We start from the raw sequence: 20,069 nt of genomic DNA, 5'->3' as shown, positions 1-20,069 counted from the left end.
CCATGCGAACGACCACATCGGCGATAGACAGCTGTCAAAGCTGGCTGGGACATCACCTCTTGGGGCTGGTCCTGGCGTTCGAGCCTCTCCCGCGGGAAGGGAGGTGAAGGCACGATGTTTTTTGCCATCGTCATGGTACTCATCGTCGTCGGGTCGGCAGCGTTTCATTTCTTGAGCCCCTGGTGGTTCACGCCGCTCGCCTCCAACTGGGGATATATCGACGACACCACGGTGCTGACCTTTGCCATCACCGGCGTCGTCTTTTCCGCCGTGGTGCTGTTCGTTGCCTATTGCCTCTGGCGCTTCCGGCATCGGGAGGGGCAGAAGGCGCACTATGAACCTGAGAACAAACGCCTGGAAGGTTGGCTGACGGCGCTGACCGCGGTCGGCGTCATCGCCATGCTCACCCCCGGGCTCTTCGTCTGGGCCACTTTCGTCGACGTGCCGGACGAAGCCTCCAGCGTGGAAGTCATCGGCCAGCAATGGCTGTGGAGCTACCGCCTACCGGGTGCCGACGGCACGCTGGGCGCCGCGGACAACCGGCTGGTCGGCTTCGACAACACGCTGGGGATCAGTCCCGAGGATCCGGCTGGGCAGGACGATCTCGTCATCGAAGGCGGCGAATTGCTGCTGCCGATTGATCGGCCGGTGCGGTTCCTGTTGCGCTCGGTCGACGTGCTGCACGATTTCTACGTCCCGGAATTCCGGGCAAAAATGGACATGATACCCGGCTCGGTCACCTATTTCTGGGTCACGCCGACCAAAACCGGGACTTACGAGATCCTCTGCGCCGAACTCTGCGGCACGGGGCATTCCTACATGCGCGGCACCGTCACGGTCGTTACCCAGGAGGAGTACGACGAGTGGCTGGCCGGGCAGATGACGTTCGCCGACCTTTCCACATGAGCGCGGCGAGGACATGAGGGGCAAGCCCCTCACGAGGAGGAATCGAGGAGACATCTATGGTCGACATTCCCCATGAAGCGAGCGAGAGTGCCCCGCCCGCCGAAATCGAGGAAATGGAGCTGCCGCACGCCCATGGCTGGTGGAGTACCTATGTCTTTTCTCAGGACGCCAAGGTCATCGCCGTGCAGTACGCGGCAACGGCCCTCGCCATCGGCGCGGTGGCGCTCGTCCTCTCCTGGCTGATCCGCATGCAGCTCGGATTTCCGGGCGTCTTCACCTTCATAGATGCCGAGCGCTACTACCAGTTCATCACCATGCACGGGATGATCATGGTGGTTTACCTGCTGACGGCCCTGTTTCTCGGCGGCTTCGGCAATTACCTCATCCCGCTGATGGTCGGCGCCAGGGACATGGTCTTCCCCTACGCCAACATGTTGAGCTACTGGATCTATCTCCTTGCCGTCATCGTGCTGGTCGCGAGCTTTTTCGTGCCCGGCGGACCGACGGGTGCAGGCTGGACGCTCTATCCGCCGCAGGCGATCCTCTCGAACACGCCCGGCCAACAGGGCGGCATCGTCCTGATGCTCGTTTCGCTGATCCTCTTCATTGCCGGCTTCACCATGGGTGGGCTCAACTACACCGTCACTGTCCTGCAGGCGCGCACGCGCGGCATGACATTGATGCGCATGCCGCTGACGGTGTGGGGCATCTTCGTTGCTACGATCATGGCGCTGCTCGCCTTCCCGGCGCTGTTCGTTGCGGCGGTGATGATGCTGTTCGACAAGCTTCTGGGCACCAGCTTCTTCATGCCGACGCTGGTCGAGTTCGGCGAGCAGATGAGCTATGGCGGCGGCAGCCCGATCCTCTTCCAGCACCTCTTCTGGTTCTTCGGGCACCCGGAGGTCTATATCGTGGCGCTGCCCGCCTTCGGCATCGTCTCGGATCTCATCTCGACGCACGCCCGTCGCAACATCTTCGGCTATCGGATGATGGTCTGGGCCATCGTCATCATCGGGGCCCTGAGCTTCATCGTGTGGGCGCACCACATGTATGTCTCGGGCATGAACCCCTATTTCGGATTTTTCTTTGCCACGACGACGCTGATCATCGCCGTGCCGACGGCGATCAAGGTCTACAACTGGGTCCTCACCCTCTGGCGGGGCGACATCCATTTCACTCCCCCCATGCTCTTTGCGCTGGCCTTCATCGTCACCTTCGTCAATGGCGGACTCTCGGGGCTCTTTCTCGGCAATGTCGTCGTCGACGTGCCGCTTTCGGACACAATGTTCGTCGTTGCGCATTTTCACATGGTCATGGGCGTGGCACCGATCCTCGTGATCTTCGGGGCGATCTACCACTGGTACCCGAAGGTCACCGGGCGCATGCTCGATGATACGATGGCCAAGTTCCACTTCTGGGTGACGTTCCTTGGCGCCTATCTCATCTTCTTTCCGATGCACTATATCGGGCTGATGGGCGCACCGCGGCGTTACTTCGAGTCCTCGGACATCATGTTCATGCCGGAATCGGCTATTGGCCTCAACGCGTTCATCTCGATCATGGCGTTTATCGTGGGCTTTGCGCAGATCGTCTTCGTCTTCAACCTGCTCTGGAGCTGGAAGCACGGCAAGGACGCCGGCAGCAATCCATGGCGGGCGACAAGCCTCGAGTGGCAGACGCCGCAGACGCCGCCGGGCCACGGCAACTGGGGCAAGGAACTGCCGGTCGTCTATCGCTGGGCCTATGATTACAGCGTGCCCGGAGCGGCCGAGGATTTCATCCCGCAGAACCAGCCGGCGACCGTAACCCATGAGGCGCCGGCATGAGTGCCATCCTCGTTTTCCTCGCCGTCCTGGCGCTTGCCGCGGGCTGGTGGCTGGCCCGGCAGGGGCTCATGGTCAAGCCATGGCTCCACGCCGATGCGGCTGGCGCCATCGCCCATGCGCCGCGGCAGCCCGCAGCGCAGATCGGGCTCGGCGTATTCCTCGCCGTCGTCGGATCGCTGTTCGCGCTCCTTATCAGCGCCTATGTCCTGCGTGCCGAGATGGGCGACTGGCAGGCGGTCGCCCTGCCCGCGATCGTTTGGCCCAACACGCTCTGCCTGCTCATCGCCAGCCTTGCTTTGGAATGGGCGCGCGTCGGCATCACACAGGATGACCTGGCCCGGGCAAGGACGAGCGTCCTCGTCGCTAGCGCGGCGGCACTGGCCTTCCTTGCCGGCCAGCTCTTCGCCTGGCGGCTGCTCGCGGCAGGCGGATATTTCGTCAACTCCAATCCGGCGGTCAGCTTTTTCTACCTGATGACCGCCGCGCACGGCCTCCACGTCATCGGCGGCATGTTCGCGCTGGCCAGGACCTTCGAGCGCATCTGGAACGGTGACAAGACGCAGCGCATACGTCTCAGCGTCGAGCTCGCGGCCACCTACTGGCTTTTCATGCTGTTCGTCTGGGTGATCCTGCTGCTGGTGCTTTCCGGATGGGCCGGCGAGTTCCTTTCGATCTGCGGACAAATCCTGTCGGGGAGTGGCATCGGATGAGCGACACGGGCACAACGCAACCGCACGCGGCTCCGACCCTCGAGCCGGGCCTGAAAGGCATCGTCGACGACTGGTCCTCGGACCAGCGCTCGTTCAAGACCGCCTCCTGGGGCAAGGTCATGATGTGGGTGTTCCTCCTAAGCGACACCTTCATCTTCGGAACCTTCCTTCTGTCGTACATGACCGCGCGCATGTCGACGACCATACCCTGGCCCAATGCCAGCGAAGTCTTTGCGCTCGAGATCGCCGGCGCACATTTCCCCTTGCTTCTCATCGCCATCATGACGTTCGTGCTCATCACGTCGAGCGGCACCATGGCCATGGCGGTCAACTACGGCTACCGACGCGACAAGAAGCGCACCACCGTGCTGATGCTCATCACTGCCTTTTTTGGAGCGATGTTCGTGGGCATGCAGGCCTTCGAGTGGACCAAGCTCATCCAGGAAGGGGTCAGGCCCTGGGGCAATCCCTTCGGCGCCGAACAGTTCGGGGCGAGCTTCTTCATGATCACCGGGTTTCACGGCACACACGTGTCGATCGGGGTGATCTTCCTGCTGATCATCGCCCGCAAGGTGTGGAAGGGCGACTTCGACACCGGCAAGCCCGGATTCATGACCGGCCGCAAGGGCCGCTACGAGATGGTCGAGATCATGGGCCTCTACTGGCACTTCGTCGATCTTGTCTGGGTCTTCATTTTCGCCTTCTTTTACCTCTGGTGAGCGCCATGGATCATGCAGCCACGACCGACACCGTCGCCGTTCCGCAAGAGGAGCACCAGCAGCATCCGATCAAGCTTTACCTCACGGTCTGGATCTGGCTGTTCGTCCTGTCGGTCGGCTCCTACATGGTCGACATCGTCAACTTCGAGGGTCTGTTGCGCTGGGGGCTGATCGTTACGCTGATGCTCCTGAAGGCCGGCCTCATCATCGCAGTCTTCATGCACATGGCCTGGGAGCGGCTGGCGCTCTCCTACGCCATCCTCGTGCCTCCGGTGCTCATCCTGGTGTTCGTCGCCATGATGGCCGTCGAGGCGACCTATACCGAGTGGATGCGGGTGTTTTTCCTCAACGGCGGGACCTGAATCCTGGAGCACGAGCTACCCGGGGTAAGGCCGCTTAGAGCCCGACGCGATTTGATGAAGTCGAACCGCGTCGGGCTCTACGTTTTTGTCAGGCGGGCTTCGCCGAACTTGCGGAACGCGCCGCGCGTGAACCGCGGGTGCGGGCGACGCGCCCGGCCTGCGGCACGATCATCTTGCGGTAGATGTGCCAAGTCGCGTGTCCCAGCACGGGCATGACGATAACGAGGCCGACGAAGGCCGTTGCCATGCCAAGCGCCAGCAGCAGCGCGACGATCAGGCCCCAGAGCAGCACCGGCATGGTGTTGGTGAGGGAGGCCTTGAGCGAGGTTTCGATGGCGGTGCGGGCGTCGATCTGCCGATCGAGCAGCAGCGGGAAGCTGACGACGGAGATGAACAGCACCAGCGTTGCAAAGAGAAAGCCGATGAGGTTGCCGAAAATGATCAGCGTCCAGCCTTCACCGGTGGTCAGGATTTCATAGAAAAGGCCGGTCAGGGATGCGGGCGTCTCGGAACCGAAGAGCCCGGTAAACAGCACTTGCGCGGTGACCAGCCAGGTGACGAACAGAGCGCCGAGAATGATCCCGACGGTTGCGATCTGTGGCAGGTTGGGCGAGCGTAGCGCCTCGAAGCCATATCTCCAGGAGGTGTCCATGTGCTGTTCCTGCCGACGGCTGATCTCGTAGAAGATGAGCGCTACGAAGGGTCCAAGCAGGGCAAAGCCGGTGGCCAGAGGATAGAGGAGCGGCAGGATGTTTTGCCCCGATACCCATACGGCCGCAACGACCATGACGATGGGATAGATCACGCCCGCAAAGGCGTAGTGCGAAGGATGTTCCCAGAAGTCGTCGAAGCCGTGCCGCAAGGCATCCCAGACATCGGCCGTGGTGATGTTGCGTATCTGCGGGGTTTCTACCGCCGCCACGGCGGTCGTACGCGATTGAGCCATAACCGTTCCTCCCAAACGAGCCATCGTCGGATGGTCGCCGGCTACGGGCCTAGCAAAACGCGCGGCCACGTAACCGCGACCTCAGCACACACCTCAGTATAGACAAATTGTCGCATCGTGCCAGCGGGGTAGCCTATTTCCAGCGCCTTTCTAGCGCCCGCCGAAACCGCCTGCGGTCAAGCCGGCAATGAAGGAGCGGTTGCCGAGGATGAAGACGGCGATGACCGGCGCCACGGCCAGCACGCTACCGGTCATCAGCAGCGGCCAATCGGTATTGTACTGGCCCTGCAGGGTGCTCAGCGCCACCGTGACCGTCTGCATCTCGACCCTGGTGGTGGCGATCAATGGCCAGAGGAAATTGTTCCACTGGCTGACGAATGCGAAGATGGCGAGAGCACCGAGCGCGGCGCGCGACAGCGGCATGACGATAAAGAGGTAGATCTGCCAGTGCTTGGCGCCGTCGATGCGAGCGGCTTCGATCAGTTCCCTGGGGATCGTCTTGAAATACTGCCGCAGCAAGAACGTGCCGAAGCTCGAGAAGGCGAACGGCAGGATCAGGCCCTGGTAGGTGTCGATCCAGCCCAGGGTACGCACCAGGATGAAGTTGGGAATGATCGTCACCTGCGGCGGCACCATCAGCGCGGCAAGGTAGATGAGGAAAAGCGCTTCGCGGCCACGGAACTCGAGGCAGGCGAACGCATAGGCCGCCATCGAGCAGACGATAAGCTGGGCAAGGGTGATGGCGATGCACACGATCATCGAATTGAGGAAGGCCCGGCCGAAGGGAATGGCCGAGAAAATCTCGCTGTAGTTGTCGAGTTTCGGATCGCCGGTCAGGAGCGTGGGCGGAAACTGAAAGACCTCGGCGTCGGGCTTGATCGACGTGCCCAGCATCCAGGCGAAAGGCCCGCAGGTGAGCACGACGCCAGTCAGCAGCACGGCGAAGATCAGCCATTCGACAGCGGTCTTGCGCCCTGCCCTAGCCATAGTGCACCCACCGAGTCTGCAGCCGGTACTGGACGAGAGTTGCCACGAGCACGATGAGGAAGAGCACCATGGCAGCGGCGCTGGCATAGCCCATCTGATAGAACTGGAAGCCGTTCTGGTAGATGTAGAAAACAAGTGTGTTGGTGGCGTTGGCCGGGCCGGCATTGGTCATCACGAACACCAGTTCGAACACCTGAAAGCTGCCGATGATCGAGATGATGAGAACGAAGAACGTCGTCGGCGACAGCAGCGGCAAGGTTATGTAGATCAGCCGTTTCCAACCCTTCGCTCCATCGATGGCGCCAGCGTCGTAGAGTTCCCTCGGGATGTTCTGCAGGCCCGCGAGGAACAGCACCATGGCGTAGCCGACGTTCTGCCAGACGGAGACGGTGATCACCGCGGGCATCGCCCAGGCGGTCGAGCCCAGCCAACGCGGCGGATCGCTGACGCCCACACTGCTCAGCAGGGCATTGATCAGGCCGAAATTGGTATTGAACAGCCAGGCCCAGACGAGCGCGGCGGCAATGGTGCTCGTCACCACTGGCAGGAAGTAGGCTACCCTGAAGAAGGTCTGTCCCATGATGCCGCGGTTGAGTGCCAGCGCGCAAAGCAATCCGAGGATCATCTGGGCGGGCACCGAGGCGAGGACGAAATAGGCGGTGTTGCCCATCACCTTGCCGAAAATGCCGTCGCGCGCCAGCGTCAGATAGTTGCCAAGGGCCACGAAGCGGGGCGGATTGAACAGGTCCCATTGGGTAAAGGAGATGAGGAAGGCCGCCAGCACCGGCAGGCCGGTGAAGGTCGTGAACAGGATGAGACTCGGGGCGAGGAACAGCCAGGCTACCCTCTCGTCCTGCCTGCCCAGCGGGACCCTTCGTGCCATCGATCAGGCGTCCAGCCCGAAGATGTGCGCGGCGTTGCGATAGAAGATCATGTCCTGCTGGTCTTGCGTCAGGCCCATCTTGTCGAAGGCTGCCTTCCAGCGCAGGAGGTCCGCCTTCATGCGCTTGAGGTCGCAGTCCGAGCCGTAGAGGAGCTTCCTCGGGCTGATCTCCTTACCGATATAGCCGCCCTCGATGATGTGGTGGTGCACCACGTCGCCGCCCGAAATGTCGAAATAGAGACGCGGGCGCCAGCGGGCGATGGCACAGGCTGTGCGGTAGTCCGGCCAGCCGAGGTGTGCGCCGATAATGAAGAGCTCGGGAAAATAAAAGGCGATGGTATCGAGGTAGATCGGCTGCATCCGCGCGCTCGAGAAGCCAAATCGCTCGCGCCGGATCTGTTGGCCGAGACGCTGCACCAGCTTTTCCTCCTCTTCCCCCTCTGGGGGCGCTTTCCAGGCGTCCTCCTTGTCGCCTTCGAGATAGTCGACGGGACCGCCGAGGATGCCGGTATGGAAGAGCAGCCGCAGGCCGCGTGCGGCGGCGGCTTCGTAGAAGGGATAATAGTCCTCGTGGTCGTAGTTCCTGGACACCCCGATCATCTTGATGCCGTGGAATCCGCGCTGATAGAAATCCTCGACCAGGGTCACCGGGTCGCGGTCGAGCTCCAGCCGGCCCATGGCGATCACGAGGTCAGGGCGCTGCTCCAGGGCCCGGGCAAGCTTTTCGTTGCCGCGTCCGGGATTGGCCAGGAGCGCGATCTTTTCAATCCCTGCGTCCTCGCAGAGGTCGGAAAGCGCCTCGAGAAATCCGCGCTCGGCGTCGCGGGTGAAGAGCTTGTCCCAGAATCCATAGTGGACGTGGGTGTCGATAACACGCATGGGAAAATCCTATGGCTTGAAGCTCAGGGCGGACCCGCGGCATGCCGCGAGCCCGGTTCGGTCACTGTGCGAGCCGCGCGTTGACATCGCCGGCGATGGCGGTGAGTGCCTCCTCGGCCGTCGCCTCTCCGCTCCAGACCAGATCGAGGGCCGGCTGGATGTAGAGATTGGTGACGTCGACGTAACCGTCGAATTGCGGCAGCGACACGCCGTGCTCGCTTTCGGCCACGAACACCTCGGCAAAGGGCGCGGTAAAGGCCTCTCGCACCGTCTCGCTGCCGGTCATGGCAGGCACGGCGGCGGCCTTGGCCGAAGCGAATATGACCTGCCCCTCTTCACCGGCGAGGTAGGAGAGGAAGTCCCACGCGGCTTCCTTGTTCTGGCTGAAGGCGTTCATCCCGAAGCCGGCGCCACCAATGCGGTTGACCCGGGTACCGTCCGGCCCGGTCGGCAGCGGCGCCACGGCCCACTCGAACGGCGCTTCTGCAAACGTGCCGAGCCGGGCCGCGTTGGTGATCGCCATGGCCGCCTGGCCGCTGACGAAGAGCTGCGTGGTGCCGCCGCTCTGGGCAGATTCCTGGAAGCTCGGCATGACCTGGTCCTCGTTGATCAGGTCGCCAATGAACTGGATGGCTTCCACGGCCTCAGGTTCACCCAGGAGATACTCGGTCGGTGCGAACGAATCATCGAAATCACTGCCGCCGTTCTGGCGCACCCAGATCGGCCAGTCGTTGGATTCCATCACCAGTCCATAGCGGGCAATGCGCCCGCCGTCGCGTTGCGTCAGTTGCAGAGCCGCTTCGCGCAGCGCGTTCCAGTCCCAACTCTCATCCGGATAGTCTATGCCGGCCTCATCGAAGGCGTCGCTGTTGTAGTAGAGCGCAATCGGAGCGCTGTCGCGCGGGATCGAATAGAGCTGGCCCTCGTAGGAGTGGCTCTTGAGCCCTTCCTGGTTATAGAGGTCAATCGGAAAACCGCTGTCCGCGATCCACTGGTCGAGCGCCTCCAATTGCCCGCGCGCGGCATAGGACGGCACGTTGGTTATGAAGAACACGTCCGGCCCCGCCCGCGCGGCGAGCTGAGTGTCGAGACGGGTGAAGTAGCCTGACCAGGGCGCATGCTGGACGGTGATGTCGATATCCGGATGCTCGGCCTTGTAGGTCGAAACGATCTCCTCGAAGGGCGGCAGTTCGGCGGGATCGCCCCAATAGGCGAAGACGAGATTGGTTTGCGCCTCCGCGGCGGTCATGGAAGTCGCCATGGCGGCAAGCGAAGCGGCAGTCACGAGTAGCAGTCTGTTCATCGCAGTTCCCTCCAAAAGTCAGTTCGTCGTTCCCGTTGCGGCCGGGCGATCCGGGCGCGGTCCGATCGCCCACGCTCCGGCTGGCATCGGCGCGAAGCGGGCAAGTTCCTCGGCCGTCGGGCAGGCGCGGCTGCCGGTGCCGGTCGTCGAGAGCGCGCCGCACGCCACCGCGAGCCGGGTCGCGGCAGCAAGGCCAGCCCCATTGACCATGCCGAACACGAAGCCCGCATTGAACGCGTCGCCCGCCCCTATCGTATCGACGACTTCAACGGACGGCGGCGCGATCTCGGTGGTGTCTTTCCCCGTCACCAGCAGCGCCCCCTCTGCACCGCGCTTGACGAGGAGGACGGGGACACGTTCGGCAAGCAAGGCAACGGCACGATCGAGATCGCGCGTGCCGGCAAGCGCCATGGCCTCCTCGGCATTGGGCGAGAACACGTCCGCCAGCGCCAGCAGTTCGCGCACGCCCGGTGTATCGAGAGTGAAGTCGCCGTCGCGGCAGTCGAGGAACACGCTGGCGCCCTGCTGCCTGGCGATATGGACGAACTCGATCCAGTCGGGTTCGAACCGGAACGTCTGCAGAAGCCAGTTCGGACGATGCAGGCGCAGGCAGGACAGGTCGGGCGGGCGCGGTTCGGGCGCGCTGTAGCTGATGAAGCCGCGCTCCCCGTCGCCCGAAAAAGCGGCGGAGACGCGCGGCAATGGTCCGTCGATCAATCGGAAGCCGCGCAGGTCGAGGCCATCGATGCGTGCCTGGTCGAGCACGTGAGTGCTGAAGATGTCGGAGCCGAAATCACAGCACCAACGGGTCGCGAGTCCCAGGCGCGTGGCGGCCAGCGCGATGTTGTAGGTGCCACCGGGAACGATCGACAGACCCGTGGCAAAGTGTTCAGCGCCGAGCCGGGGTGCGTCGCCGAGGCCGGAAAAGATGAGATCGCAGAAGTATTCGCCCGCCACCAGGACATCGCAATTGCTCGCCGACGTGATCATGGTCAGGCCCATCCGGTGGTGTAAGCGGCGTGTGCCTCGAGGTAACGGTCCACCAGCGGGCGCGCGCGCGAGTATGAGAGCACCAGAGGGTGTGCCACCAGGGCATCGACCGCAAGCTCGCGGTCGCGCTTGCGGATCGCCTCCACTGCCAGGCGTTCGTAGTTCTTGACCGATTGGACGAGGTAGGACTGCCTTTCAGGCATGCGGCCGAAATGCACCGGCTGAATGCCACAGGCGTCGACGTGGCAGTTGACCTCTACAACGTCGCCGTCGCGTAGGTCCTCGATGGCGCCGGCATTGGCCACGTTGAGGCCCGTGCGGACGCGCCGCCCCCCCGAGAGGGCCCCGATGACGTCGAGGGCGACGCCGGCATAGCCCTCGCCGTCGTCCGGATGGACGGCCGCGGTGCGGCTTCCATTTGCACCGCGCATGTAGGAGGCACTGCGCTCGCGCTCGTAGTCGAAGTAGAGGTCGAGCGCGGCCCCCGGATCTCCCGCCGTTTGGAGGCGCGGCAGCAGGCGCTCGTTGAGCGCCCTGATCTCTTCGCCGCGGCTGGCGTTCCTGAAGGAGGCCACGGCTTTCTCGGCATGAAAGAAATAATAGAGGTATTCGTTGAGCCACATGCCCTGCCGGCGCACAACGTCGGGCTCGAAGACGCGCTGCACGCTGCTGTTGAGGAACGCATCGTCGGCCAGCGCATCGGGCAGCAGGTCGCTGCCGGCGACCACCGCCGAACGTGTAAAGGAGAGGTGGTTGAGCCCAAAGAGTTCGGTGACGACGGTTTCCACTGGAACGCCCGCCCAGCGAGCGACGGCGCGCTGGGCGCTATTGGCGCTGTCGCAGATGCCGACCGCGCGCTCGAACCCCTCGTCGTAGAGCGCCTGGGTCACGAGGCCGGCTGGATTGGTGAAGTTGATGAGCCAGGCGTCGGGACAGAGATCGGCCATCAGCCGCGCATAGTCGAGAATGGCGGGGATCGAACGGAGCGCCATGGCAAAGCCCCCCGCCCCCGTGGTCTCCTGGCCCAGCACCCCGATGTCGAGGGCGATGCGCTCGTCGGCGATGCGCCCGTCGATGCCGCCCGGCCGGATGGTGGTGATGACAAAGTCGGCCCCGGTCAGCGCCACTGCGGCTTGCGTCGTGGTGGTGATGGCGACCCCTGCCCCTTCGCGCCCTCCCAGTTCGCGGCTGAGCGCCCCGAAGAGCTCAAGCTGACGCGCGTCGACATCCATCAGGCAGATTTCATCGAGGCCGATGTGCGCAGCGCGGCGCAGCGCGGACTGCACGAAGAGCGGCGCGCGAATACCCCCACCACCGATCAGCGCCAGCTTCACGACCAACCCCTGTTCTTGATGCTGCATATCTGGTTATATCCAGTTAGCTCGGACAGGAAAAGAGGACGAAGAGGCAATCCACAGCCATCGACTGGACCTTGCGGCCGTGCCGCTTCGCAAGCGAGGGCATCCGGGCTATGTGCTATCAAGGTGTTGAAGGAACCGGCGTGACGCTGGTCAGTGTTTTCAATGGCAAAGGCCATCAGCCGCGACGATCCGCGTCCGCTCTACAAGCAGGTCAAGACCCACATCCTCAACACGCTCTATGGTGACGGGATGCCCACCCACGCCAAGATCGCCTCCGAGCGCGAACTGGTGGATCAGTTGGGGGTGAGCCGGATCACCATCCGGCAGGCCATGAAGGAGCTGGTGCTCGAGGGGCATCTGCAGGCTCAGCCGGGTAAGGGTTTCTACGCCACAGGCCGGCCGCGGCGAGGCTACGAGCTGGAGCTCTTGCGCAGCTTTACTGAAACGGCCCTGGCCCACGGCAAGACGCCGGGCAGCACGTTGCTGACGGCCGAAACAACCGTGCCGCCTCCAGCGATCGTAGAGGGATTGGGGCTGACGGCAAGACAGCCGGCGATCTCGCTCAAGCGCCTACGGCTCCTCGACGGCAAGCCCGTCGCCATATCGCACGACTGGATCCCGGCCGAACTCGCGCCGGACCTCCTTGCGCTCGATTGGCGCACGGGCAACCGCTCGCTCTACGCGGAGCTGCGCACCCGCTACGGGATCGTGCCGCACCACGGCCAGACCCTTTTGAGCGCCGCCCTTGCCGGCAAAGAGGAGGCCACGCTTCTGCGCCTCGAGCGTCCTGCTGCCGTGCTGACGGTCGAGCAGATTGCCTATGACACAGCCGAACGGCCGATCAACATGACCTACACCGTCCACGAGCCCGCAACCTACCCGTTGCGGTTGGAGCAGGGTTAGATCACGCGTCCATCGGCAGCAAAGAGATGCGACCGGCCCGGCTCGAAGGCGAGGCCCACCGCATCGCCGATCCGAGCCTCGGACTCGCTTTCGTCCTCGACGACGATGTTGCCGGCTGCAGTATCCACGTAGAGGATCGTGGCATTGCCCAGACGTTCGACCATGCTGATCCGTCCGTCGATGACGGCCGAGGGATCAGCCGGTGCCGTAGGCGAGACGTGCTCAGGGCGGATGCCGAGTTCGAGTGTCCCGCTGGTTTTGCCGGCGCCATCGTGCCGGGTTTCGACCGACAATGATCCGGCGCCGGCAAGATCGACCGACACCGCCCTGCCCTCGCCGCCATTGGCGGCGGCGGGCAGGAAGTTCATCGCCGGCGAGCCGATAAAAGCGGCGACGAACTTGTTCTCGGGGCGGTGGTAGAGGTCGAGCGGCGAGCCGACCTGGGCGATGCGGCCGGCATCGAGCACGACGATCCGGTCGGCAAGCGTCATCGCCTCCACCTGGTCGTGGGTCACATAGATCATCGTCGTTGCCAGCTCCTGGTGGAGCTTGGCGAGCTCGAGGCGCATCTGCACGCGCAGCTTGGCGTCGAGGTTGGAGAGCGGCTCGTCGAACAGGAACACCTCCGGGTCACGCACCAGCGCCCGTCCGATAGCGACGCGTTGGCGCTGGCCGCCGGAGAGCTGGGCGGGCTTGCGCTCGAGATAGGGCTCAAGCTGCAGGAGGGTTGCCGCCTTTTGGGTTTTCTCGGCGATCTCGGCCTTGGGCGCACCGGCGATTTCGAGGCTGAAGGCGATGTTCTGGCGCACGCTCATATGCGGGTAGAGGGCGTAGGACTGGAAAACCATCGAGATCTGCCGCTTGGCCGGCGGTACCTGCGTCACGTCGCGCCCGGCGATCACCACGTTGCCGGCGGTGACCGTCTCCAGACCGGCGATCATGCGCAGCAAGGTCGACTTACCGCAGCCGGACGGGCCGAGGAGAGCGCAGAACTCACCGGCCTCGATGGCAAGGCTCAAGTCGCGGATGACCTCGACGGTGCCGAATTGTTTCGACAGGCTCTTCAACTCGACGTGCGGCATCGATCCCTCCCGCAGCTAGTTCTCGCGGATCCAGACGGCCATCGGCCCCGGCTCGCGATTGGCCCAGATGTAGTAGGGCACGGCCGTCAACGTCACCGGCTGCGGCGTCGGCGGCGTGGCCCGGTAAAGATCGCCGTTCCAGTCGTCGGCCGCAACCGTTACGCCTTCAGCCTCGAGCACGGTGATGCCGTCGAAAAGATCGGCACGTTCCCTGGCGGCAATGCCAGCCGACCGCGGTAGGACGAGATCCGGCACTGCGATGGGATTGTCTACCTGCTCGAGGCAATAAACCAGCGGACCGCGCTTCAATGTCACCCTGTCCTGGTCCATCCTGACCTTCGGATTGGCGAAGACACGATGGGGGTGCATCGGCAGGTCGAGCTCGACAACGTCGCTCGCGCGCCAGTCGCGACTGATGGTGAGGTAGCCGCTACGCGTATTGGCGGCGACATCGATCTTCTCGCCGTTGATTGTCGCCGTCGCGCCCTCGGCCCAGCCGGGAATGTGCAGCTTCAGATCGAACGCTCCGCTTCCCTCGGGGTCGAGCGCGATGCGGATCCGGCCCGACCACGGATAGTTGCTCGTCTCTTCGACCCGCACTTTGCGGCCGTCCATATCGAGGTCGGCGCGGTTGCCGCCGTAGAGATGGACAGCGACGACGTTCTCGCCGACCGAGTAGAAATAGCCGCCGATGGAGGCCACCAGCCGCGAGACGTTCATCGTGCAGCAGGGGCACGGATGCCAGGGCCAGCGGCGGTGGGAGCCGTCGCTCTCGAGCTTGTTCTCGTAGAAATAGTGCTCGCCGTCGCGCGAAAGACCCGAAAGCGCCCCGTTGAACAGGGCCAGTTCCATGATGTCGGCATATTTGCCGTCAAGGTCGAGGTTGAGCATGCGTTGCGCCCAGAAGATCATCGCGACGGACGCGCAGGTCTCGGCATAAGCGGTATCGTTGGGCAGATCGTAATCGGTGGTGAAACCCTCGTTCGAGGCCGAGGGACCAAAGCCGCCGGTCACGTACATGCGGGTCGAAGTCACGTCGTTCCACAGCACCTCGCAGGCGCGCTTGAGCTCTGCGTCACCGAGTTCGGCGGCAAGGTCCGCCATGGCCGTATACATGTACATGGCCCGAACGGCATGGCCCACGACCTTGTCCTGCTCGCGCACGGGCTTGTGCGACTGGCTGTATTGGTGGTTGCCGAAGCGGTAGAAATGGTAGTTCTTCGGGTCGTCGCCGCGCGCCACGGCCTCGATGTCGAAATAGTGCGGCTCGCGTCCGCGCTCGTTGATGAAGTAGGCGGCAAGGTCGAGCTGCTTCTTGTCTCCGGTCAGGCGATAGAGCTTGACCAGCGCGATCTCGATCTCCTGATGGCCCGGATAGCCGCGCTTCTGTCCCTCACCAGTGCCGAACGTCGTCCGGATGTGATCGAGGTACCGCTCCATGACGTCGAGCATCTTGCGTCGACCGGTCGCCTGGAAATAGGCGATCGCACCTTCAAGCAGATGCCCGCAATTGTAGAGTTCGTGCCGGTCCCGCAAATTGGTCCAGCGGTTCTCTATCTCGTGGCCCTGGTACCAGAGGTTGAGGTAGCCGTCCTTCATCTGGGCGGCTTCGAGCTTGTCGACGATGTCGTCGATCTGGGCTTCGATCGTCGCATCGCGCCGGTGGCGCAGGGCATACCCCGCCGCCTCGATCCATTTGCCGATGTCGGAATCCCAGAAAAACTGGGTGGTGAAGCCCTGCGCGTTGCGGGGAATGCGTAGCGCCGGGGGCGGATCGAGAAGCGCCAACGACTCGAGCAGGCCCTCACTCTCGAGCTTTTCATACTGGCTGGGGATGGTGCGGGTCAGCACGGTTTCCAGCCGTTCGCGCCAGAACGCGCCCGTCAGAGAAACCTTGGTGAAATCGACCGGTGCGAACTTTCGCATTCAGGTGCTCCTGGCCTCTTGGAATAGTGTCTTGGCTTGCGCGCCGCAGCTCTCGCGCACCATCAGGGTGCAGGGCAGCCGCTCGACGCCGGAAAAATGCTCGCCGCCGATCATGCGCAGGATCCGCCGTCCGGCCTCCTGTCCGAGCGTCGAAAGATTCATGTCGATGCTCGTCAGGCGCGGCCGTGCGGCTTCGACCATCACGCCCCAGTTGTCGAAGCCGACGACGCCGACTTGCCCTGGAACGTTGAGGCCGCGGTCGCGCAGTGCATCCAGAATGCCCCGGGCGATCTGGTCGTTGCCGGCGAGAATGCTGTCGGGCGCGGCAGCGGTACTAGAGAAAAGAATATCGACCGCTTGCCGGCCCCACTGCTCGGACCACTCGCCTGGGAGGAAGAAGTCGTCGCGCCAATCGAGACCTGCCTCGGCGAGTGCTCGCCGATAGCCGTCGCGACGCAGGCGCACAGCCTCAAACCGCTCGGGACCGGTCACGTGGGCGATCCGGCGGCCGCCCGTTGCGACAAGGTGCCTGGCGCCCAGATAAGCGCCGCCTTCGTCGTCGGGCAATAGACAGAAGGAGCGCGGGTCGTCGCTCTGGGAAAAGACAAAGACGGTTGGAAGGTCACCGAGATTGACCCCGACGCTCGGCCGGCGGTCGGCCCTGCGGGCGGTGAACACCAACCCGTCGACGCGCTTGCCCATCAATTGCTCGAGATGCTCGCGCTCGCGTTCGGGATCGTCGGTGGCGTTGCACATGAAGACGGCGATCCGCTCGTCATGGAGCACGCTTTCCAGCCCTTCGAGGATCGGCATGGTGAAGCGCCCGAAACTGTCGTTGGAGATGAGCCCGACGGTGAAGCTCTGCCCGCGATGCAGCGCCTGGGCGAGATCATTGGGGCGAAAACCCAGCGCCCTTGCCGCCTCGGCCACCCGCTCGCGCGTCTCCTGCTTCAAAGTGCCGGCATTATTGAGCGCCTTGGAGACCGTACCGATGCTCACCCCCGCCGCGCGCGCCACGTCGCGGATGGTCGGACCCGACCGCTGTGAGCGGTCGAGGCGCGTGGCCGGTGCCGGATCGGGAGGAAGCTTGTTCATGGTGATCGGGCTACTTCACCGCGCCGCTCAACAGCCCCGAGACGTAGTAGCGCTGGAGCAGCAGGTAGACGCCGATGCACGGCACCACCGACACGATGACGCCAGCCTGCAGCGCGCCCCAATCAACGACGCCGAAGATGCCGGTCGACACGCCCGTCAGCATCACCGGTACGGTGAAGCTCGTCTCGCGGCTCATGAAGATGAGGGCGGCGATGAACTCATTCCAGGACATGATGAAGGCAAAGAGCGAGACGGTGACCATGCCCGGCAGCACCAGCGGCAGGAACACGCGGCGCAGGATCTGCAGGGACGAACATCCGTCCATCACGGCCGCCTCCTCGAGCTCGCGCGGAATGCCCTCGAAGCTGTTGCGCATGAGATAGACCGAGAACGGGAGTTGGAGGATAGTGTGGACGATGGCGAGGCCCACATGGGTATTGGTGAGCTTGAGCGTTGAGAACATCAGGTAGAGCGGCGTCAGCATGGCCTGATAGGGGATCATCATGCTGGCCAGGATCAGGAGGAAGAACACCTCCTTGAAGGGAATTGCATAGCGCGCCAGCGCGTAACCGGCCGGCACAGCCAGCGCCAGGCAGAAGAGGATCGTCAGCGTCGCAACAACCAGACTGTTGGCCACATAGGTCCACAGACCCGCCTGGTAGTTCGCGACCGTCTGGTAATTGGCAAGGCTCAGCGAGCGCGGCAGGTATTGCGGCGGCACGGCCGCGGCTTCCGCCGGAGGCTTGAGTGATGCCAGGAAGGAAAGCACGAGGGGCGCCAGCATCAACGCGATGATGGCGAGGCAAAGCGCGCCCACCAGATAGCCGACCGAGCGGCTGCCGCCGACGACGCGGGCGTCGGTCGCGCCGGTCGCAATATTGGTTGCGGGAGAAGCGATCTCGGTCATGCGGATTCACCCCGGCGCTGCAGGGCGATCTGTAAGGCTGCGCCCGCCATGATGACGACCATCAAGATGACGGAGAGTGCGCTGCCGTAGCCCAGTTTGAAGTAGACGAAAGAGTTCTGGTAGATCCAGTAGACCGAGGTGAAGGTCTGGCCACGTGGCGCGCCGCCGGTCATCAGGTAGAACTGGTCGAAGGCGAGCATCGAGCCGATGGCGCTGATGAGCGTGGCAAGCAGGATGGCGCGCGCGCTCAACGGCAGGATGATCCGCCTGACCCGCTGCCAATACGTGGCTCCGTCGATCATCGAAGCCTCGACGATCTCATGGCTGATCGATTGCATGCCGGAAAGCATGATGATCATGCCGAAGCCGACCACCTTCCAGACCACCGACACGATGACTGCCGTCATGCCCAGATGCGCGCGGTTGAACCAGACCATCGGCTGCTCGATGGCGCCGACGTCGACCAGCGCCTTGTTGAGGAGACCCACCTGCTGGTCGAAGAGCCACACCCAGAGAAGGCTTGAGCTGGCAAGCCCGATGACCACGGGCAGGAAGACGACGCCGCGCGCTATCTGATTGAGCGCCCGGTTCTGCATGGTGAGCAGGGCCAGGAGAAAGCCGAGGACCATCAGGATCGGCGTGATGATCAGCGTGTAGCGAACCGTGAACCAGAACGACGTCCAGAACGAGCGGTCGGAAAAGGCAAGGAGGTAATTGTCGAACCAGACGAACTCGCCGCCGCCGAGAAGCGACTCGCTCGTCATCGAGATCATGACGAGCTGGACGAGTGGGTAGAGGACGAACACCGCGACAAACAGCAGCGCCGGCGACAGATAGAGAAGGCCCACATACTTATTGTTGGTGGCGAGCATCGGCTGCGCTCTCCCAAATCGGTCGGCTCAATGCGATGCTCCGGCCGGGCCAAGCCCGACCGGAGCTGGTGCGTTACTCACTGGCGATCTGGAGCATGCGTGCGCGCGCCTCTTCGATCGCGCCGTCGACGTCCCCGTCGAAAATGGCTTGCTGGAGCATGTTGATCCACGGGCTCGAATCCGAGTTCACCATGTCGGCGAAGTGGAACACCCACGGCACGTAGCCGACCGCAAGCGCTTCGGCGGTCTTCTGCACCTTCTCGTTGCCGGCGAAGTATTCGTTGTCGGCAAGATCGGTGCGGGTGGTGAGAATGGCGTTCTTGGCGAGGCCTTCGAGCTGGGCTTCATCGGAAAGCACCCAGGTCACGAACTCGCGGGCCACTTCCTCGTTTGCCCCACCCGTCGGGATGGCCACCACGTCGCCGCCGACGAACGCTGAGACCTGACCCTCCTCGAGGCCGGGCAGCAGACCGACGCCATAGTCGAACTCCGGAAATTGCCGCTCCATCAGCGAGAGCAGGAAGCCGCCGGAGCCGGCAATGCCGATATTGCCGGCCGTGAAGGCCGAGACGAAGTTCTCGCCCGCATCGACCTCGGCGCTTTCGGGGATCAACCCCTCTTCCCACATCATCCGATACTCATCGAGCACCACGCGCACCGCTTCGCCTTCGAGAGCGGCGTCCTCGCCGTTGCGGGGCAGGATGTGGGCGCCTCCGGCCACCATCAGCGGGGAAGTAACGAAGATGTTGCAGCCCGGGCAGGAGCCGGCGAAATAGAAGCCGTAGGTGTCATCGCCCAGCGCGCCGATCTGCGTGGCCATCTCGTGAATCTCATAGATGGTCTTGGGCGGCACGTCAGGATCGAGCCCAGCCTCGCGGAAGAGCTCCTTGTTCCAGACGAGGATCGACACGTCGGGCGTAAAGCCCACGCCATAGATGCGATCCTCATACGTGGCGATGTCCTTGTAGGCCTCGACGTGAGTCTCGTAGTTGGGGTCCGAGCTCAGTTGATCGGTGAGGTCGGCCAGGAACCCGGCACGCATGAAGTCGGGCATGTAGATCAGATCGAACGAGATGAGGTCCGGCGCATCCCCTGCCCGCACGCTCGTTGCGAGCTTCGTGACGAGCTGGTTGTCGGGAATAGCAGTCAGCTCGATCTGGGCCTCGTGGGTCTGGTTCCAGAGGTCCACCATCAGTTGACCGGGATCGGCGGCGCTTTCGCGCACCCACATCGACAGGTTCTGGGCAAAGGCAGTGGTTGTCATCATGGCGGTCAAGCCTGCCGCAACGAGCGGCAGCGCGACGGCCAACGTCTTGGAACGTCTCATAAATTCCTCCCATGGATGCGCGGCATGGCATCGCCATTCTCGTCCCGCGCATATTTTTTCGGAAAAGCTTTTCCCTCGTCACACA

General features: G+C 63.4%; 19 protein-coding genes. 6 read left to right on the top strand and 13 right to left on the bottom strand.

Annotation, left to right across the window (positions count from 1 at the left end; genetic code table 11):
- Positions 1–114: 114 nt before the first annotated feature.
- From coxB to QQK18_RS18200, 5 genes are read left to right on the top strand one after another with little or no spacing between them, the layout of a single operon-like run.
- Positions 115–906: a cytochrome c oxidase subunit II gene (gene coxB / locus QQK18_RS18220; protein ID WP_284341791.1), complete on the top strand. Its 792-nt coding sequence runs from the start codon at positions 115–117 to the stop codon at positions 904–906.
- Positions 907–962: 56 nt separating this feature from the next.
- Positions 963–2,732, top strand: coding sequence for a cbb3-type cytochrome c oxidase subunit I (locus QQK18_RS18215; protein ID WP_284341790.1), 1,770 nt, complete (start codon positions 963–965; stop codon positions 2,730–2,732).
- Complete coding sequence (locus QQK18_RS18210; protein ID WP_284341789.1) at positions 2,729–3,442, top strand: cytochrome c oxidase subunit 3; 714 nt, start codon at positions 2,729–2,731, stop codon at positions 3,440–3,442. The genes QQK18_RS18215 and QQK18_RS18210 overlap by 4 nt, the downstream gene beginning before the upstream one ends.
- A complete protein-coding gene (locus tag QQK18_RS18205; protein ID WP_284341788.1) occupies positions 3,439–4,161 on the top strand; it encodes a heme-copper oxidase subunit III family protein in 723 nt (240 codons plus the stop codon). Before QQK18_RS18210 ends, QQK18_RS18205 begins: the two co-directional genes overlap by 4 nt.
- Positions 4,162–4,166: 5 nt before the next feature.
- The gene (locus QQK18_RS18200) at positions 4,167–4,523 is read left to right on the top strand and encodes a cytochrome C oxidase subunit IV family protein (protein WP_284341787.1); all 357 of its coding nucleotides are present in this window, start codon (positions 4,167–4,169) and stop codon (positions 4,521–4,523) included.
- An 88-nt stretch (positions 4,524–4,611) separates the two neighbouring features.
- Here the strand turns inward: QQK18_RS18200 and QQK18_RS18195 are convergent, their stop codons facing one another.
- The 7 genes from QQK18_RS18195 to QQK18_RS18165 form a co-directional block, all read right to left on the bottom strand.
- A complete protein-coding gene (locus QQK18_RS18195) occupies positions 4,612–5,469 on the bottom strand; it encodes a DUF2189 domain-containing protein (RefSeq protein WP_284341786.1) in 858 nt (285 codons plus the stop codon).
- A gap of 150 nt (positions 5,470–5,619) precedes the next feature.
- Complete coding sequence (locus QQK18_RS18190) at positions 5,620–6,456, bottom strand: carbohydrate ABC transporter permease (RefSeq protein ID WP_284341785.1); 837 nt, start codon at positions 6,454–6,456, stop codon at positions 5,620–5,622.
- A complete protein-coding gene (locus QQK18_RS18185) occupies positions 6,449–7,339 on the bottom strand; it encodes a carbohydrate ABC transporter permease (RefSeq protein WP_284341784.1) in 891 nt (296 codons plus the stop codon). Before QQK18_RS18185 ends, QQK18_RS18190 begins: the two co-directional genes overlap by 8 nt.
- Before the next feature lie 3 nt (positions 7,340–7,342).
- Positions 7,343–8,218, bottom strand: coding sequence for an amidohydrolase family protein (locus QQK18_RS18180; protein ID WP_284341783.1), 876 nt, complete (start codon positions 8,216–8,218; stop codon positions 7,343–7,345).
- Positions 8,219–8,279: 61 nt separating this feature from the next.
- Positions 8,280–9,521 carry an ABC transporter substrate-binding protein gene (locus QQK18_RS18175; protein WP_284341782.1) on the bottom strand — a complete coding sequence of 414 codons (1,242 nt, stop codon included), beginning with the start codon at positions 9,519–9,521 and terminating at the stop codon, positions 8,280–8,282.
- Between the two features lie 18 nt (positions 9,522–9,539).
- The gene (locus tag QQK18_RS18170; RefSeq protein WP_284341781.1) at positions 9,540–10,511 is read right to left on the bottom strand and encodes a carbohydrate kinase family protein; all 972 of its coding nucleotides are present in this window, start codon (positions 10,509–10,511) and stop codon (positions 9,540–9,542) included.
- A 2-nt stretch (positions 10,512–10,513) separates the two neighbouring features.
- Positions 10,514–11,872, bottom strand: a complete 1,359-nt coding sequence (locus QQK18_RS18165) for a family 4 glycosyl hydrolase (RefSeq protein ID WP_284341780.1) — start codon at positions 11,870–11,872, stop codon at positions 10,514–10,516.
- A gap of 162 nt (positions 11,873–12,034) precedes the next feature.
- On the opposite strand from QQK18_RS18165, the gene QQK18_RS18160 reads away from it, so the two are divergent.
- A complete protein-coding gene (locus QQK18_RS18160; RefSeq protein WP_284341779.1) occupies positions 12,035–12,775 on the top strand; it encodes a GntR family transcriptional regulator in 741 nt (246 codons plus the stop codon).
- Here the strand turns inward: QQK18_RS18160 and QQK18_RS18155 are convergent.
- The 6 genes from QQK18_RS18155 to QQK18_RS18130 form a co-directional block, all read right to left on the bottom strand.
- Positions 12,772–13,857 (bottom strand): ABC transporter ATP-binding protein, encoded by a 1,086-nt coding sequence (locus tag QQK18_RS18155; RefSeq protein WP_284341778.1) that lies wholly within the window; start codon positions 13,855–13,857, stop codon positions 12,772–12,774. The genes QQK18_RS18160 and QQK18_RS18155 overlap by 4 nt on opposite strands.
- 15 nt (positions 13,858–13,872) lie before the next feature.
- Positions 13,873–15,783, bottom strand: a complete 1,911-nt coding sequence (locus QQK18_RS18150) for a glycoside hydrolase family 127 protein (protein WP_284341777.1) — start codon at positions 15,781–15,783, stop codon at positions 13,873–13,875.
- Positions 15,784–16,878 (bottom strand): LacI family DNA-binding transcriptional regulator, encoded by a 1,095-nt coding sequence (locus QQK18_RS18145; protein WP_284341776.1) that lies wholly within the window; start codon positions 16,876–16,878, stop codon positions 15,784–15,786.
- A 10-nt stretch (positions 16,879–16,888) separates the two neighbouring features.
- The gene (locus tag QQK18_RS18140) at positions 16,889–17,785 is read right to left on the bottom strand and encodes a carbohydrate ABC transporter permease (protein WP_284341775.1); all 897 of its coding nucleotides are present in this window, start codon (positions 17,783–17,785) and stop codon (positions 16,889–16,891) included.
- A complete protein-coding gene (locus tag QQK18_RS18135; RefSeq protein ID WP_284341774.1) occupies positions 17,782–18,657 on the bottom strand; it encodes a carbohydrate ABC transporter permease in 876 nt (291 codons plus the stop codon). Before QQK18_RS18135 ends, QQK18_RS18140 begins: the two co-directional genes overlap by 4 nt.
- A gap of 73 nt (positions 18,658–18,730) precedes the next feature.
- Entirely contained in the window at positions 18,731–19,984 is a 1,254-nt protein-coding gene (locus tag QQK18_RS18130; protein WP_284341773.1) for an ABC transporter substrate-binding protein, read from the bottom strand.
- Positions 19,985–20,069 lie beyond the last annotated feature (85 nt).

The organism is Devosia nitrariae (assembly GCF_030160115.1).
Lineage (GTDB): Bacteria > Pseudomonadota > Alphaproteobacteria > Rhizobiales > Devosiaceae > Devosia > Devosia nitrariae.
This window is presented reverse-complemented; position numbering and strand designations above follow the sequence as displayed.